We start from the raw sequence: 15,587 nt of genomic DNA, 5'->3' as shown, positions 1-15,587 counted from the left end.
CCCACGCTCCCACCATGTACCGAAATCCCGAGATCGCCGACGACATCCGCCAGAGCATGGTCGCCTGGCGCCGCGACATCCATGCCAATCCCGAGACCGCCTTCGAGGAGCACCGCACCGCCAACGTGGTGGCGCAGGCTTTGGCGCTGATGGGCCTGCCCGTGCATCGTGGCCTGGCCGTGACGGGTGTGGTCGCCACGCTCCGTAACGGCGATGGCCCCAGCATCGCGCTGCGTGCCGACCTGGACGCACTCAACATGCAGGAGCTGGGCCGCCAGCCGCATGCCTCGCGCTGCAACGGCAAGATGCACGCTTGCGGCCATGACGGCCACACCGCCATGCTGCTGGGCGCGGCGGCCCATCTGGCACGGCACAAGCCCTTCCGCGGGACGGTGCACTTCGTCTTCCAGCCCGGCGAGGAAAACGAGGGCGGCGGCCGCGTGATGGTGGAGGAGGGGCTGTTCGACCAGTTCCCGGCCGACGCCGTCTACGGCATGCACAACTTTCCGCAACTGCCGCGCGGGCACTTCGCCATCCGCAGCGGCACCATGACGGCCTTTCTCGACACTTTCGAGATCGTCGTCACCGGCAAGGGCAGCCACGGCGCCATGCCCGAGACCGGCATCGACTCGGTGGTGGTGGCGGCCCAGCTGATCAATGCATTGCAGACCATCGTGAGCCGCCGCACCGCCGCCACCCAGTCGGCCGTGGTCAGCGTCACGCAGATCCATGGCGGCGACACGTGGAACGTGATCCCCGAAGAGGTCGTGCTGCGCGGCACCGTGCGCACGCTGGACGCGGCCGTGCAGGACCGCACCGAGGCCGCCATGCGCCAGATCTGCGAGGGCGTGGCCCGTACGCACGGCGCGACGGTGTCGCTCAAGTACATGCGCGGCTATCCCGGCGTGGTCAACACGCCGGCCGAGACGCAGGCGGCCATCGCCGCCGCAGCCAGCCTGGTCGGTGAGGGGCAGGTGCACACGGACATTGCGCCGGCCATGGGCTCGGAGGACTTCGCCTTCATGCTGCAGAAGCGACCCGGCGCCTACATCGGCATCGGCGCGGGCGAGGGCGCCGACGATCCGCCGGTGCACAACCCTTACTACGATTTCAACGACAACATCCTGCCGCTGGGCGCCGCCTACTGGGTTGCCCTGGTGCGGCAGCAATTGCCCGCGGCATGATCGGCCGATGCTTTCCGTCTTCGACATCTTCAAGATCGGGATCGGTCCCTCCAGCTCGCACACCGTCGGGCCCATGCGTGCGGCGCTTCTGTTCGCGCGCGGACTGCAGGCCGCCGGGCTGCTGAATGCGCTGGCGCGGTTGCAGGTCGATCTCTATGGCTCGCTCGGTGCCACCGGCCGAGGGCATGACACCGACATCGGCGTCATGCTCGGCCTGATGGGCGAGGCGCCCGACTCGGTCGAGCCGCAACAGGTCGCCCCACGTCTGGCCGCAGTGCGGCGCGAGGGCCTGCTGCATGTGCTCGGCCTGCAGCCGATCCGCTTCGACGCCTTGCAGGACATCGCCTTCCTGGGCGAGCGGTCGCTGCCCGAGCATCCCAATGCCCTGCGTCTGGCGGCCTTCGACGCCCATGGCGGCCTGCTGCGCGATGCGCACTACTTTTCGGTGGGCGGCGGCTTCGTGGTCGAGGCTGGGGCGGATGGTCCGCGTGCGGACGCGCTGGCGCCCGTGCCGCATCCCTTCGCCAGCGCGGAGCAACTGCTGGGGCAGGCACGGTCGCAGAGCATCGCCGCCCTGGTCATGGCCAACGAATGTGCCTGGCGGCCGGAGGCCGAGGTGCGCAAGGGGCTGCTGCGCATCTGGCGCGTGATGCAGGACTGCGTGGCCCGCGGCCTGGGCATCGGCCACGAGTCAGCCGGCCAGCCGCTGCCCGGACCTCTGCGCCTGCGCCGTCGGGCGCCGGAGCTCTACCGGCGCCTCATGCAGGAGCAGGGCGACCAGGATCCACTCGCTGCCATCGACTGGGTCAATGCCTTCGCCATGGCCGTCAACGAAGAGAACGCCGCAGGCGGCCGCGTGGTGACGGCGCCCACCAACGGAGCGGCCGGCATCGTGCCCGCCGTGCTGCACTACTACTGGCGCTTCGTGCCGCGGGCGACGGAGCAGGGCGTCATCGACTTCCTGCTCACCGCGGCAGCCATCGGCATGCTCTACAAGACCAATGCCTCGATCTCCGGGGCGGAGGTCGGTTGCCAGGGCGAAGTGGGCGTCGCCTGCTCGATGGCCGCCGGTGCACTGGCAGCGGTCCAGGGCGGCACGCCCCAGCAGGTGGAGAACGCGGCCGAGATCGGCATGGAGCACAACCTGGGCCTCACCTGCGACCCGGTGGGGGGGCGGGTGCAGATCCCCTGCGTGGAGCGCAACGCCATGGGGGCGGTCAAGGCCATCAACGCGGCGCGCATGGCACTGTGCGGCGACGGCCAGCACTGCGTGTCGCTCGACACCGTCATCCGCACCATGAAGCAGACCGGCGAGGACATGAAGTCCACCTACAAGGAAACCTCGCTGGGCGGTCTGGCGGTGAATGTGGTCGAGTGCTGACCGCCAGCCACCGTGCAGTCGTCAGCGGTGGGCGAGGGCGGGATGCACGCCACCGCCGCTGGCCGGAGTGAGGGGCGCCTGCACGCCCATGTCCACGCCGCGGTGCTCGCGGCTGAACAGGATCAGGCCCGCGATGACCACCGCGACCGTGCCGGCCACCACGGCCATCGCAAACGCATAGTCGTTGCCGCGTGAGGTCGCGAGCGATGCTTGCATGGTCGCGTTGACCGAAGCCAGCAGGTTGCCCAGCTGGTAGACAAGGCCCGGGAAGGTGGCCCGCAGTGCGGGTGGCGAGATCTCGTTGAGGTGCACCGGGATCACGCCCCAGGCGCCTTGCACGCTCAGCTGCATGAGGAAGGCGCCCGCCGCCAGCGCGGCCGCCGAGTGCGAATAGGCCCACAGCGGCAGCACGGGCAGCGCGAAGAGGGCGGCGCCGAAGATGGTCCACCGGCGGCCGATGCGCTCGGAGAGCGTGCCGCAGGCCAGGCCACCCACGATGGCGCCGATGTTGAGCACGATGGTCACCATCGACACGGTGTGCGCGTCGAAGCCATGCTGCACGCGCAGGAAGGTCGGGTACAGGTCCTGCGTGCCGTGCGAGAAGAAGTTGAAGGCCGTCATCAGCACCACGGCGTAGAGGGCGAGCTTCCACTGCTGGCGCAGGCCGGCCAGCAGACTGGGCCGGGGCTGGCTGGCCATCTGCTTCCACGCGGGCGATTCGGGCACATGCGAGCGCACGTAGATCACCAGCAGCGCCGGCAGGATGCCGACGAAGAACATGCCGCGCCAGCCGATGTGTGAATAGAACAGGCCGAACACGAGCGACGCCAGCAGAAAGCCCGTGGGATAGCCGGCCTGCAGCAACCCGGAGACGAAGCCGCGCGATCGCGCCGGCACCGTCTCCATGGTGAGGGCCGAGCCCACGCCCCATTCGCCGCCCATGGCGATGCCGAACAGCGCCCGCAGCACGACCAGCGTCGCCAGGTTGGGCGAGAAGCCCGACAGCAGCTCCAGCACGGCATAGCAGAGGATGTTGGCCATCATGGTGGGCCGGCGCCCGAAACGGTCGGCCAGCCGCCCGAAGATCAGCGCGCCCACCGGCCGCATGGCCAGCGTGAGCGTGATGGCGAGCGCCACGGAAGGCAGCGGCGCGTGGAACTCGGCCGCGATGTCCTTCAGGATGAACACCATCAGGAAGAAGTCGAAGGCGTCCAGCGTCCAGCCGAGATAGCTGGCGGTGGTCACGTGGATCTGCTCGCGGGTCCAGGTCATGGTGTGTTCTCCTTGGGTTGTGCAAGCGTTGCGCCTGGCACGGAGGAGGAACGACCGCCGGTGTCGGTGTGCAGCGTGGAGCCACTCTAGGCCGATGGCGCGGGCGATGCCAGTCGGACGCGGTCTTGTGGTGGGCCGCTTAAGGCTGGCCTAAGGATGCGCCCCGTGTCGCCGGGGAAAGCCTTCCTGTGCGGAGGTCGATCGTCTCGACCGCGTGGAAGGCCTCAGGACGGCTTTCGCCGAAGCACGGCGACATGGACCGGCGTGCGCACGACGAAGCCGAGGTCTTCGTACAGCGAGATCGCGGCGGTGTTCGTCGTCCACGCGTGCAGGAAGGGCAGGTCGCCGCGCTGCTGGATGTCGGCTGCCACGGCGGCAGACAGGCGGCGCGCCAGGCCCTGTCCGCGGAAGTCCGGATGCGTGCAGACGCCACTGATCTCCACATGCCCGGGAAAGCGCATGCGCTCGCCGGCCATTGCGGCCAGACGGCCGCCGATGCGCACGCCGATGAAACGCCCCAGCGTGTGCGTGCGGGCGAAGAAGGGGCCGGGCTCGGTGAGCCGGGCCAGGGCCAGCATCTCGTCAACATCCGCATCGCCCAGCACCACCACGTTGTCATCGGCGTGGAGGCGGCGTGTGGCCACCATCTGCACGCCTGCGGCTGCTTTCACGACTTCAAGGCCCGGAGGAACGGCGATGGCCGGCACCTGCAGCAGATACACGCTGTCGCCAGCGGGGCCGAGAAGGCCGACGAGTGCGTCGAGGCTGGCCGCACTTTCATCCGCCGTGGCGGCAAAGCCGTGGAGATCGGGCACGAAGCGTCGTGCACGCTCACCCCCGAGTGCCCAATGCGGTTGATGCTGCAGGCTGGCCCAGACGGGCCGGTCGAGTGCGGACATGGTCAGGCCTCCTGGATGCGCTGCAACAGAGGGGTGGTGGCCAGCGCGTCCTCAAGTGCAGCGAGCTGCGAGAGCAGATCGCCCCGGCTTCGGGCGCAGGCCTGCGCGACAGCGGACTCGATGGCCGGCCAGGCTTCGCGCCGGGCACGCTGCACCAGGCTTCTGCCCTTGCGGCTCAAGGTCACGCGGCGCACGCGGCGGTCTTCGTCGCCCGTCTCCGACTGCACGAGGCCTTCGTCCTCCAGCCCCTTGAGCGATCGGGTGACCACGGGCTGGCTCACGCCCACGGCCTGGCTCAGCTCGCCGACGCTCAGGGCGCCCAACCGGTCCAGCGCCGCCAGCAGCGGGAAGTGCGCGGCCGGCTGTTCGAAACCGTAGCTGGCGAGAACGGCCTGCGTCTGCGCCTGCAGCAACTCGCCGGTTCGCTTCAGGCGGGTGCCGAGCGTCAGATGGCCCAGCTCCTTGACGACGTCCTCGATCATGCGGTCTCCATCATGGCTATTTCCATATCATGCTATGCAAACGGCTTGGCCGCGTCAATCGAGCAGCCAAAGAAAAAGCGGCCCGATGGGCCGCTTCGTTCTTCGCTTGTGCAGGCAGGATTCGCTCAGTAGCGCTTGCCGCCGCCGGAGTAGCCGCCACCGCCACCGCCGGAGTAGCCACCGCCACCGCCGCCACGACGGCGATTGCCACCACCACCGCCGCCGCCGCCGTTGCCACCACCACCGCCGCCGCCGCCATTGCGACGGCCACGGCCGAAGGTCGCCTCGACGCTGGTGCGCAGCGGATCGGGCTGGCCCGACGGTCCGCCATAGGCCTCGGCGCGGCGATGCGCGACCACGTCGGCATGCGAGGGGCTGGTCGTGTTGCCGTAGTGCTTGGGCTGGCGCTCCGGACGGTCCTCGTACAGGGCATGGGCCGGCGCGTTGCCGCCGCCGTGGCCGCCCGCGCCGCCATGGTGACGCTTGGGCCCGTTGTTCTGACGCGGCGGGCGCGGACCGCCATTGCCGCCACCCGAGGGCTGGCCGCCGGCGCGTTGCTGCTGGGGTTGCTGGCCACGGCCGCCCTGGCCCTGACCGCCACCGGCCTTCTTCTGGCCGCCGCGCTCGCCGCCCTGGCCCGCCTTGTTCTCGCGGATGCGGGTCATCATCTCCTGGCGCGCAGCACGTGCCGCGGCGGCCATCACCTCGCGGCTCGGCGGCTTGCCGGCGCCGCCCCACAGGGTCTGGCGACCCATGGCGATGGGCTCGGCGATCTCGCCTTCGTCGGGGCCGAAGCCTTCGAGCGTTTCAGAGGGGATCTGCTGCTTGGTGAAGCGCTCGATCTCCTGCATGAAGCCTTCCTCGTCCAGGCAGACCAGGCTCACGGCCTGGCCTTCCTTGCCCGCGCGGCCGGTGCGGCCGATGCGGTGGACATAGTCCTCGGGCACGTTGGGGATCTCGTAGTTCACCACGTGCGGCAGGTCGTCGATGTCGATGCCGCGGGCCGCGATGTCGGTGGCCACCAGGGCGCGGATCTCGCCGCTCTTGAAGCCGGCCAGCGCCTGCGTGCGGGCGCTCTGGCTCTTGTTGCCGTGCAGCGCCATGGCGGTGATGCCGTTCTTCTCGAGGAACTCGGCCACATGGTTGGCGCCGAACTTGGTGCGCGTGAACACCAGCACCTGGCTCCAGTCGTGCTGCTGGATGATGTGCGCCAGCAGCTGCTTCTTCTTGCCACGGCCCACCGGGTGGACCACCTGCGTGATGCGCTGCACCGTGGTGTTGCGCGGCGTGACCTGGATGCTCTGCGGATTGCGCAGCAGACTGTTGGCCAGCTCGCGGATGTCGTCGCTGAAGGTGGCCGAGAACAGCAGGCTCTGCTTGTCCTTGGGCACCAGGGCCAGCACCTTCTTCACGTCGTGGATGAAGCCCATGTCGAGCATGCGGTCGGCTTCGTCCAGCACCAGGATCTCGACCGTGGACAGGTCCAGATGGCCCTGCTGCTGCAGGTCGAGCAGGCGGCCGGGCGTGGCCACCAGGATGTCCACGCCGCGCTTGATGCGCTCGATCTGGGGGTTCATGCCCACGCCGCCGAAGATGACGGTGGAGCTCAGCGGCAGGTACTTGCCGTAGGTACGCACGGATTCCTCGACCTGGGCGGCGAGTTCGCGCGTGGGGGTCAGCACCAGGGCGGCGATGCCGTCCTTGCCGAACTTGTTGGTTTTGCCCTCGCCCTTGGACAGGCGGTGCAGCATGGGCAGGGTGAAGGCGGCGGTCTTGCCGGTGCCGGTCTGCGCGCCGGCGAGGAGGTCATGGCCTTCGAGGACGGCCGGGATGGCCTGCGCCTGGATGGGGGTGGGGGTTTCGTAGCCTTGCTCGCGCACGGCCTTGAGGATGGCGGGGGCCAGCTTCAGTTCGTCGAAGTTCATTCGGTAGTTACTTACGGGCGCCATGCACGGCGCGGTGTTCGTCTTGCGTCCACCCGCCGCGATGGCGCTGCTTGGGCGCGAACCGGGCCAGTCGAGGTGGAAAGGGAGGTAAGGCGGGAGCCTGGAAGGATGCGAATCCGTCGTCCCCGGCGAAGAGCCGTGTTGCGGGTGACTGTGCCCGGCAACGCCCCGATTGTGGCATGAGTTCAGCGCTGGCGCGCCCGTCGGCCGCGTCGAGGAGGGATAATCGATGGTTTTCGCGCTCGCCCGGCACCGGGCCCCTCTTCATCCGAGCGCGTTCCCCCACCCCGCACCGACACGAAGCCATGGCCCAGTACGTCTACACCATGAATCATGTCTCCAAGACCGTGCCGCCCAAGCGGCAGATCTTGAAGGACATCTCCCTCTCGTTCTTTCCCGGCGCCAAGATCGGCGTGCTCGGCCTCAACGGCTCGGGCAAATCCTCGCTGCTGAAGATCATGGCCGGCGTGGACAAGGAGATCGAGGGCGAGGCCCTGCCGATGCCTGGCCTGTCCATCGGCTACCTCGAGCAGGAACCCAAGCTCAACCCCGAGCACACCGTGCGCGAGGCCATCGAAGAGGCGATGAGCGAGGTCAACAACGCCAAGAAGCGCCTCGACGAGATCTACGCCGCCTACGCCGAGCCCGATGCCGACTTCGACGCCCTGGCCGCCGAGCAGGGCCAGCTGGAGGCCGTGATCGCCGCCGCGGGCACCGACAGCGAGCACCAGATCGAGATCGCCGCCGACGCCCTGCGCCTGCCGGCCTGGGACGCCAAGGTGGGCATGCTCTCCGGCGGCGAGAAGCGTCGCGTGGCGCTGTGCCAGCTGCTGCTGTCCAAGCCCGACATGCTGCTGCTCGACGAACCCACCAACCACCTGGACGCCGAATCGGTCGAGTGGCTGGAGATCTTCCTGCAGCGCTTCACCGGCACCGTGGTGGCCATCACCCACGATCGCTACTTCCTCGACAACGCCGCCGAGTGGATTCTTGAACTGGACCGCGGTCGTGGCATTCCCTACAAGGGCAACTACTCCGAGTGGCTGCTGCAGAAGCAGAGCCGCCTGGAGGCCGAGCAGAAGGGCGAGGAAGCCCGCGCCAAGGCCCTGAAGAAGGAACTGGAGTGGGTGCGCCAGAACGCCAAGGGCCGCCAAGCCAAGAGCAAGGCCCGCATCCAGCGCTTCGAGGAGCTGAGCGACTACGAATACCAGCGCCGCAACGAGACGCAGGAAATCTTCATCCCTGTGGCCGACCGCCTGGGCAGCCAGGTCATCGAGTTCAAGGGTGTCAGCAAGAGCTTCGGCGACCGCGTGCTGATCGACAACCTGTCCTTCAACGTCCCGGCCGGCGCCATCGTCGGGATCATCGGCCCGAACGGTGCGGGTAAATCGACGCTGTTCAAGCTGATCGCTGGCCGCGAGCAGCCGGATAGCGGCGAGGTCGTGATCGGCCAGACCGTCAAGATGGCCTTCGTCGACCAGTCGCGCGACGCGCTGGCCAACGAGGCGACCGTGTGGGAAGACATCTCCGGCGGCCTCGACATCATCAACGTCGGCAAGTTCCAGATGGCCAGCCGCGCCTACGCGGGCCGCTTCAACTTCAACGGCCAGGACCAGCAGAAGAAGGTCGGCAACCTGTCGGGCGGCGAACGCGGCCGCCTGCACCTGGCCAAGACGCTGATCCAGGGCGGCAACGTGCTGCTGCTGGACGAACCGTCGAACGACCTGGACGTGGAAACCCTGCGCGCGCTGGAAGACGCCCTCCTGGAATACGCCGGCACCGTGCTGGTCATCAGCCACGACCGCTGGTTCCTGGACCGCATCGCCACCCACATCCTGGCCGCCGAAGGCGACTCGCAGTGGGTGTTCTTCGACGGCAACTACCAGGAGTACGAGGCCGACAAGAAGAAGCGCCTGGGCGAAGAGGGCGCTGCCCCCAAGCGGGTGCGCTTCAAGGCGCTCAAGTAAGCTGGCGCCCCGCTCGCCGGGCCCTGCGGCCTGGCGGGCCCGTTGGCATGCTGCGGGCCGGGCGTGCCCGTATCCGCGTCGACGCTCAGACCGTCGCCACCGCCAGCGTGCGCAGCAGCGAGCGGTTGATTTCCTCGGCACCCATGTCGAAGCGCGCGCGGGTGGCGCGCACCACGGCCGGGTTGTCCTGGCCGAGGGCCTGGGCCACCTGCAGCACGCTGGCGTAGGGCCCGGTGCCACGCAGCACCGCCTCCACCACCCGCTCGGGCAGGGCCACCCGGCCGACGGCCGTGCGCATGGGCTCGTCCATCACCAGGTCGAGCTGGGCGAAGAGCCCGCACAGGTAGACCTCCCGCCGCAGTTCCTCCTCCACCCCCGCCTCCATCAGCTGCGAGGTGAGGTGCGCCCGCAGCACCATGCTGGCATTGGCGGGCTGCAGGTTGCGGTCGTCGCTGGTGTGGGGCAACTGCTCGGCCAGCCAGGCGTCGAGCGTGCGGTAGCCGAGCATCATCACGCCGTGGCGCAGTGAGGTGATGCGGCGCCGCAGGCCCAGGCTCGCCGAGTTGAGATGCAGCAGCAGGCGATAGGCCAGTGCCGGCTCCTGGCCGAACTGCAGCTCCAGCTGATCCAGCGACTGTTCGGATTCGAGCGCCTGCATGGTGCGCACCACGCCGCGGCGCGTGGGCGGCAGCGGCTGGCCCTTGTTGCGGTGGAGCACGTCCTCGATGGGCCAGCCGGCCACGGCCCAGGCCGCGCGCTGGTCCAGCGCATGTTCGACCAGCGCCATGCTGGCGGCACCCACCACGATCTGCTCGGGCTCGATGGGGCTGGCGGCCAGTTGCGCCTGTGCCGCCGCCCGCTGCGCGGGATGGCGCGGATCGGCCTCGCGCGCGCGCAGCACGGCCTGCAGGGCGGCGGCCGCATGGTCGACCTCCAGCTCCATCACGCGGGGCGAGCTGCGGCCCGGGAAGTCCGTGCGCCGCGGTCCGGGACCGGCCGAGGCGATGAGTGCGGCGCCGCGGCGGCGGGCCTCGGTGGCGGCCAGGGCCAGGGCTTCGTCGGCCAGCCAGTCGACCGGCACCTCGACCATCGGCGACTCGCCATCGGCCTGCTCCAGCACGCCGTGCAGCAGCCGGGGCGAGCGCGGCGCCACCAGCAGCTTGGGCGATTCGGCCATCCACATCTCGGTGAGGCTGCGCAGCAGATGGCCGCCGTCGGCATGTTCACCGTCCTCGTAGGCCAGCAGCCGTATCCCCGCCATGTCGCGCCTGCGATTCCAAAGAAGCTGGTAGCAAAGGGTGAGACTGCCGAGAACGGATTGGGCCACGATGCGGAAGAGGGAGGAAGCCTGGCGACAGGCCTCAGCTCAGGTAGTTGAAGAGAGAGAGCTTCTGGATCTGGGCATAGGTGCCCAGGGCGGCAGAGTACATCGTCTGCTGGCTGCTGATATCCGAGAGAACCTTGACAGGGTCGGCATCCTCGGCGTCGGCACGCACCTTCTCGAGCTGGTCGCTGCGGGTGGTCAGCCGGTCGCCGATGGTATCGGCCCGGTTGAGCAACTCGCCGGCCTGGCTGCGCGCGGCGGACAGCTTGGCCAGGCCCGAATCCACCTGCGCCAGCCCGCGCGAGACGGCCTGCGTGACCTGGCCATTGGCCGCGCTGCGCACACCCGCGATGGCCTGGTCCATGATCGCGAAGAGGCTTTGGCTGCCCGAGGGTTTGACCTCCAGCGTGTCGCCACTGGCCGGCGTGCCGCTGGCCGTGAAGGACATGCCGCCGAAGCTGATCGCCTGGCCGCTTTTGTACGCGGCGCCGGAGACCACCGCCTGCTGGGTGTTGGTGTCGAGCACGTCGTAGGTGGTCGTGCCGTCGGTGGCGACGGAGAACTTCACCTGGTAGGCATGGCCGGTGAGCGCGCCCGGGTCCAGCACCTGGCCGGTGTCGGTGTGCACCTGGGTCGTGCCGGTGGCCTGGTTCACCTCGAACACGCCGTTGCCGGTGGGCACATCCATCCAGGTCGCGAAGCCATCGAGCACGCCGGGCACGCTGCTGTCCGAGGCGGCGGCCTGGCCCGACACGCCCTGGTAGCTCACCGTGCCGCCGGCATCGGTGAAGGGCCGGGCGGTGCTGCCCAGGCCGCCGAAGAGCGGCAGGCCGTCGGCATTGGTGGTGTTGGCATACGACAGCAACTGGTCGCGCAGCGCCGTCATCTGCTGGGCGATGGACTGGCGGTCGGTCTCCGAGAGCGCGCCGCCGCCAGCCTGCACCAGCAGCGAGCGGAAGGACTGCAGGGCGGTCACCGAATCGCCGAGCGTCGACTCCACGCTGGTCATCGAGGCCGTCTGGGCCTGCAGCGCGCGCTGCTGCGTCTCGACGCGTGCCACGCGGGTGGTGGCGCGCTCGGCCTGCGCCGCGGCCAGCGGGTCGTCGCTGAGGCGGTTGATCTTCTTGCCGGTGTTGACCTGCTCCTGCAGGTCGGCCAGTTGGGCCTGGCGTTCGGCCAGGCGCTGGATGGCCGTCTCGCGCAGGTTGGGGGTGGAGATGCGTTGGATGGTCATGCGGTGGCCCCTTGCCCTCAGCGCACGCTGGACAGCAGCGAGTCGAAGATGTTCTGCGCGATCTGGATCACCCGTGCCGAGGCCTGGTAGGCCTGCTGGTAGGCCAGCAGCTTGGTGGCTTCCTCGTCCAGGTTCACGCCGGTGCTGTTGGCCCGTGCCGTCTCGGTGCTCGTGGCGATGGCCGAGGACACCTGCGCCGCGTACTTGGCGCCCTGGGCCCGCACGCCCACGCGCGCGATCAGGCCGGCATAACCGTCCGACAGCGGCGAGCCGTCGATCACCTTCTGGTCGGCCAGCCCCTGCAGGGCCTTGGCATTGCCGCTGTTCTGCGCCGTCATCGACGCGGTGGCCGCCTGCACGGTCACGGTGTCGCCCGCCTTGGGCACGCCGGTGAGCGTCAGCGACCAGCCGTTGACCGAGATCGCCTCGCCCGCGGTGTAGGGCTGGTTGCTCAGGTTGCCCGTGCCGGTGCCGCTGATGTTGTAGGTGCCGTCGGCATTGAAGGTCAGGGTGGCCGTGGCGGTGAGGTTGGCGTTCTGCGCGCTGGCGTACACGCCCGACACGGCCAGGCTGCCGGTGTTGGTGGTGCCGGTGCTGGCCTGCACCGGGCTGCCGGCCGCCACCGCGCTGGCCGAGCCGAGCGCCACCGCCACCTTGCCCGCGGCCTGCGCGAAGGGTTCGATGCGATAGACGTCGCCCGGTGCGCCGGCACCGGACTGCAGATTGAGCGACAGGCCATCGATCTGCGCGGGCAGGCTGGCGAAACTGCTCACCGTGTTGTCCGACAGGCGCCGCACCTGGTAGCTGCCGTCGGGCTGCACGCTCAGCGCATAGGACGAGGGCACGAGCGCCGATACGTCGCTCACCGTGGCCGCGAACACCGCGTTGCCGGTGTTGGTGGCGGCCGGCGTCGAGGTCGGCAGGCCGATGTCGCCGAAGAGCTTGTTGCCCGTCTCCCCGTTCAGGCCCACGCCCAGCGAATGCTGGGCGTTGACCGTGGTCGTCATGGTCAGGGCCAGCCGGCCCAGCAGGTTGCGGGTGTCCGGGAGGTCCTCGTTCAGGAAGCGCAGTTGGCCCGCTGCGGCGCCGCCGCCGAGCGCGTCGGCGTCCAGGTGGGCCACCACGCTGCCGCGCGCGATGTCGAGCGTGGTGCTGCCGTCGGCCGCCGTGCCCACCGACACCTGCCCGGTGCTGCTGCCCAGCACCAGCGCCTGGTTGCCGACGAAGACCGACAGCGTGCCGTCGTCGGCCTGCACGGTACTGGTCTGCACCTGGGCGTTGAGCTGCGTGATGAGCGTATCGCGCTGGTCGAGCAGGTCGTTGGGCTCCTGGCCGGTGCCGCGGGCGCGCTGGATCTGGCCGTTGATCTTGGCGATGGAGGCGGCCAGGCGGTTGACCGTGTCGGCCGCCGTGCCCAGCTGTTCCAGCGTGGACTGGCCCATCTCGTCGAGCTGGCTCTGCGCGCTGGAGAAGCGCGACGCCAGCGCGCCCGCCTGGGTCAGCACCACCGTGCGTGCCGACAAATCGGTGGGGGCGCTTGCGACGTTGGTGAAGGCATTGAGCAGTGAATTCATCGCCGAGCCCAGACCGGCGCTGCCGGTCTGGAACACCGACTCGAGCGAGGCCAGCTGACCCGAGCGGGCCGAATCCGCCGCCGACACGGCGGCCGTCTGGTTGGCCTGCTGCGTGAGGTAGCTGCTGTACGCGCGCTCCACCGTGACGACGCGCACGCCGTTGCCCAGGTAGCCGCTGCCGGTGGGTGTGGTGATGGCCTGCTGCTGCACCACCGACTGCCGCGAGTAGCCCACGCTGCCCGCGTTGGCCACGTTGTTGCCGGTGGTGGTCAGCGCCGCCTGGTTGGCCTGCAGCGCGGACAGGCCGATGTTGAGGAGGGAGCTCATGTGGTCTGCAGCCGCTGCTGAAGGGCCTGCGTCGCCTGGATGGCGCGGCCCAGCTTGCGGGCATAGGCCGGGTCGGTGGCATAGCCGGCCTTCTGCAGCTGCGCCGCATAGGCCTGGGCGGAATGGGTGTTGGCGCGGGCCTGCGCGTAGCGCGGGTTCTCGCCGATCAGGCGCGCATAGTCGCGGAAGGATTCCTCGGGCGAGTCGTAGGCGCGGAACTTCGCCTTCACCTTGCGCGGCTCGCCGTGGATGTACTCGGTGGTGGTCACGGTGGCGACCTTGCCCGTCCAGCCGGCCGTGGCCTTGATGCCGAACAGGTTGTTGGCGCTGCTGCCGTCGGCGTTGCGGATCTCGCTGCGGCCCCAGCCCGTCTCGTGGCCGGCCTGGCCGATCATGAAGGCGGCAGGGATGCCGGTCTCCTGCGCCACGCGTTGGGCTGCGTCCTGGTGGCGGGCCACGAAGCCGCTCTGGCTGGCCGTCGTCGACACCGGCGCCTTGCCGATGCCGCCCATGGCGGCCAGCGAAAGCGTGGAGGGGGCCTGCCTGCCCTGGATCTGCTGCGTCAGCTGCCGCGTGATGGCGTCCGACAGGCCACCCGGCAGGCCCGACAGCTGCACCGACAGCTGCTGGTCCAGCAGGTCGGTGCCCAGCTTCTCGCCGTCGCTGTCGAGCAGGCCCGACTTGGTGGTCGCCTCGCGCATGCTCTTGATCAGCTCGCGCATGAAGAGGGACTCGAACTGCTTGGCGGCTTCGCGCACCGCCTTCGGGTCGTTGCCCGTGGCGTACTTCAACGCGTCCAGCGAGCGCGCGTCGGCGGCCAGGCTGTTGGAGGTGGAGGTGCCGATGCTCATGGCGATGCGGGCCGCGTCAGATCACTTCCAGCTCGGCATTGAGCGCGCCCGAGGCCTTGATGGCCTGCAGGATGGCCAGCAGGTCCTGCGGCGTGGCGCCCAGTGCATTGAGCGCGCGCACCACGTCGGCGAGTTGCGGCGAGGCCGGCACCTGGTAGAGGATGCCCGGCTCCTGCTTGATCTGGATGGCGGCCTGCTGGGCCACCACCGTCTGGCCGCCCGACAGCGGCGCCGGCTGGCTCACCACCGGCTGCGAGCTGATGGTCACCGACAGGTTGCCATGGGCGATGGCGCAGGGGTTGAGCGTCACCGCCTGGTTCAGCACGATGGAGCCCGTGCGCGCGTTGATCACCACCTTGGCCGCGGGCGCGGCCTGCTCCAGCGTCAACTCTTCGAGCTGGGCGATGAAGCTCACGCGTGCATCCGAGTCGCCGGGCGCACGCACCTGCACCGTGCGGCCGTCCATGGCGCGGGCCATGCCGCTGCCCATGCGGCGGTTGATGGCCTCGGCCACGCGGCTGGCGGTCTGGAAGTCGGCCGCGTTCAGGCCCAGGTTGATGGTGTCGCCATCGAGCAGGGGCGTGGGCACGGCCCGTTCCACCTGCGCGCCCTCGGGCACGCGGCCGGCGCTCAGGTGGTTGATCTGCACCTTGCTGCCGGCGGCCGCGGCACCCGCACCGCCCACCACCACGTTGCCCTGGGCGATGGCGTAGATCTCGCCGTCGGCACCGCGCAGCGGCGTGGCCACCAGCATGCCGCCCTTGAGCGAGCGGGCATTGCCCATGGAGGCGACCGTCACGTCCACCGCCTGGCCCGGCTGCGCGAAGGCCGGCAGCTGGGCCGTGACGATCACGGCCGCCACGTTCTTGAGCTGCAGCTGGCTGGCCCGGTTGTCGGGCAGCGTGATGCCCAACTGCTGCAGGTAGTTGGCCACGCTCTGCGTGGTGAAGGGCATCTGCGTGGTCTGGTCGCCGGTGCCATCCAGGCCCACCACCAGGCCGTAGCCGGTCAGCTGGTTGCTGCGCACGCCCTGCACGGCGGCCACTTCCTTGATGCGCACCGCCTGCGCCGGCGCCAGCAGGGCCAGGCCCAGTGCGGCACCCGCCAGCAGGCGGTGGATGGTCTTCGTCGTGTTGTTCATTTCCC

12 protein-coding genes are annotated in these 15,587 nt (G+C 69.6%); 3 read left to right on the top strand and 9 right to left on the bottom strand.

All coding sequences use genetic code 11. The annotated features are described in order from the left end of the window. Positions 1-14 precede the first annotated feature (14 nt). The gene (locus tag ACT54X_RS03240) at positions 15-1,184 is read left to right on the top strand and encodes a M20 aminoacylase family protein (protein ID WP_294369710.1); all 1,170 of its coding nucleotides are present in this window, start codon (positions 15-17) and stop codon (positions 1,182-1,184) included. 7 nt (positions 1,185-1,191) lie between these two features. Beyond that, positions 1,192-2,565 (top strand): L-serine ammonia-lyase, encoded by a 1,374-nt coding sequence (locus tag ACT54X_RS03235; RefSeq protein ID WP_476344982.1) that lies wholly within the window; start codon positions 1,192-1,194, stop codon positions 2,563-2,565. Between the two features lie 21 nt (positions 2,566-2,586). Here ACT54X_RS03235 and ACT54X_RS03230 read toward each other — a convergent pair whose 3' ends face one another. The 4 genes from ACT54X_RS03230 to ACT54X_RS03215 form a co-directional block, all read right to left on the bottom strand. Further along, positions 2,587-3,837 (bottom strand): MFS transporter, encoded by a 1,251-nt coding sequence (locus ACT54X_RS03230; protein WP_294369706.1) that lies wholly within the window; start codon positions 3,835-3,837, stop codon positions 2,587-2,589. 224 nt (positions 3,838-4,061) lie between these two features. Further along, positions 4,062-4,736: a GNAT family N-acetyltransferase gene (locus tag ACT54X_RS03225; RefSeq protein ID WP_294369704.1), complete on the bottom strand. Its 675-nt coding sequence runs from the start codon at positions 4,734-4,736 to the stop codon at positions 4,062-4,064. Positions 4,737-4,738: 2 nt separating this feature from the next. Continuing rightward, a complete protein-coding gene (locus tag ACT54X_RS03220) occupies positions 4,739-5,218 on the bottom strand; it encodes a MarR family winged helix-turn-helix transcriptional regulator (RefSeq protein WP_294369702.1) in 480 nt (159 codons plus the stop codon). 125 nt (positions 5,219-5,343) lie between these two features. After that, on the bottom strand, positions 5,344-7,143 hold the full coding sequence (locus ACT54X_RS03215; RefSeq protein WP_294369701.1) for a DEAD/DEAH box helicase: 1,800 nt from the start codon (positions 7,141-7,143) through the stop codon (positions 5,344-5,346). Between the two features lie 326 nt (positions 7,144-7,469). On the opposite strand from ACT54X_RS03215, the gene ettA reads away from it, so the two are divergent. Then, the gene (gene ettA / locus ACT54X_RS03210; RefSeq protein WP_476344979.1) at positions 7,470-9,131 is read left to right on the top strand and encodes an energy-dependent translational throttle protein EttA; all 1,662 of its coding nucleotides are present in this window, start codon (positions 7,470-7,472) and stop codon (positions 9,129-9,131) included. An 85-nt stretch (positions 9,132-9,216) separates the two neighbouring features. On the opposite strand, the gene ACT54X_RS03205 is transcribed toward ettA, so the two are convergent. The 5 genes from ACT54X_RS03205 to ACT54X_RS03185 are packed head-to-tail and all read right to left on the bottom strand — an operon-like array spanning position 9,217 to position 15,582. After that, a complete protein-coding gene (locus ACT54X_RS03205; protein ID WP_476344977.1) occupies positions 9,217-10,458 on the bottom strand; it encodes an HDOD domain-containing protein in 1,242 nt (413 codons plus the stop codon). 34 nt (positions 10,459-10,492) lie between these two features. Then, the gene (gene flgL, locus ACT54X_RS03200; RefSeq protein ID WP_476344975.1) at positions 10,493-11,689 is read right to left on the bottom strand and encodes a flagellar hook-associated protein FlgL; all 1,197 of its coding nucleotides are present in this window, start codon (positions 11,687-11,689) and stop codon (positions 10,493-10,495) included. Between the two features lie 17 nt (positions 11,690-11,706). After that, the gene (gene flgK, locus ACT54X_RS03195; RefSeq protein WP_476344973.1) at positions 11,707-13,590 is read right to left on the bottom strand and encodes a flagellar hook-associated protein FlgK; all 1,884 of its coding nucleotides are present in this window, start codon (positions 13,588-13,590) and stop codon (positions 11,707-11,709) included. Then, the gene (locus ACT54X_RS03190) at positions 13,587-14,441 is read right to left on the bottom strand and encodes a glucosaminidase domain-containing protein (protein WP_295376576.1); all 855 of its coding nucleotides are present in this window, start codon (positions 14,439-14,441) and stop codon (positions 13,587-13,589) included. The genes flgK and ACT54X_RS03190 overlap by 4 nt, the downstream gene beginning before the upstream one ends. A gap of 16 nt (positions 14,442-14,457) precedes the next feature. Further along, the gene (locus ACT54X_RS03185) at positions 14,458-15,582 is read right to left on the bottom strand and encodes a flagellar basal body P-ring protein FlgI (protein WP_294369688.1); all 1,125 of its coding nucleotides are present in this window, start codon (positions 15,580-15,582) and stop codon (positions 14,458-14,460) included. Between the last annotated feature and the right edge of the window lie 5 nt (positions 15,583-15,587).

This window comes from Pseudacidovorax sp. DMC4, from assembly GCF_056314265.1.
Note: the sequence above shows the minus strand (reverse complement) of the source record. Positions and strands in the feature narration are given on the sequence as shown.

Bases quoted from the DNA above. Each gene is read 5' to 3' on its own strand.
- ACT54X_RS03240 (WP_294369710.1), top strand. From the start codon at position 15: ATGTACCGAAATCCCGAGATCGCCGACGACATCCGCCAGAGCATGGTC.
- ACT54X_RS03235 (WP_476344982.1), top strand. From the start codon at position 1,192: ATGCTTTCCGTCTTCGACATCTTCAAGATCGGGATCGGTCCCTCCAGC.
- ACT54X_RS03230 (WP_294369706.1), bottom strand. From the start codon at position 3,837: ATGACCTGGACCCGCGAGCAGATCCACGTGACCACCGCCAGCTATCTC.
- ACT54X_RS03225 (WP_294369704.1), bottom strand. From the start codon at position 4,736: ATGTCCGCACTCGACCGGCCCGTCTGGGCCAGCCTGCAGCATCAACCG.
- ACT54X_RS03220 (WP_294369702.1), bottom strand. From the start codon at position 5,218: ATGATCGAGGACGTCGTCAAGGAGCTGGGCCATCTGACGCTCGGCACC.
- ACT54X_RS03215 (WP_294369701.1), bottom strand. From the start codon at position 7,143: ATGAACTTCGACGAACTGAAGCTGGCCCCCGCCATCCTCAAGGCCGTG.
- ettA (WP_476344979.1), top strand. From the start codon at position 7,470: ATGGCCCAGTACGTCTACACCATGAATCATGTCTCCAAGACCGTGCCG.
- flgL (WP_476344975.1), bottom strand. From the start codon at position 11,689: ATGACCATCCAACGCATCTCCACCCCCAACCTGCGCGAGACGGCCATC.
- flgK (WP_476344973.1), bottom strand. From the start codon at position 13,590: ATGAGCTCCCTCCTCAACATCGGCCTGTCCGCGCTGCAGGCCAACCAG.
- ACT54X_RS03190 (WP_295376576.1), bottom strand. From the start codon at position 14,441: ATGAGCATCGGCACCTCCACCTCCAACAGCCTGGCCGCCGACGCGCGC.
- ACT54X_RS03185 (WP_294369688.1), bottom strand. From the start codon at position 15,582: ATGAACAACACGACGAAGACCATCCACCGCCTGCTGGCGGGTGCCGCA.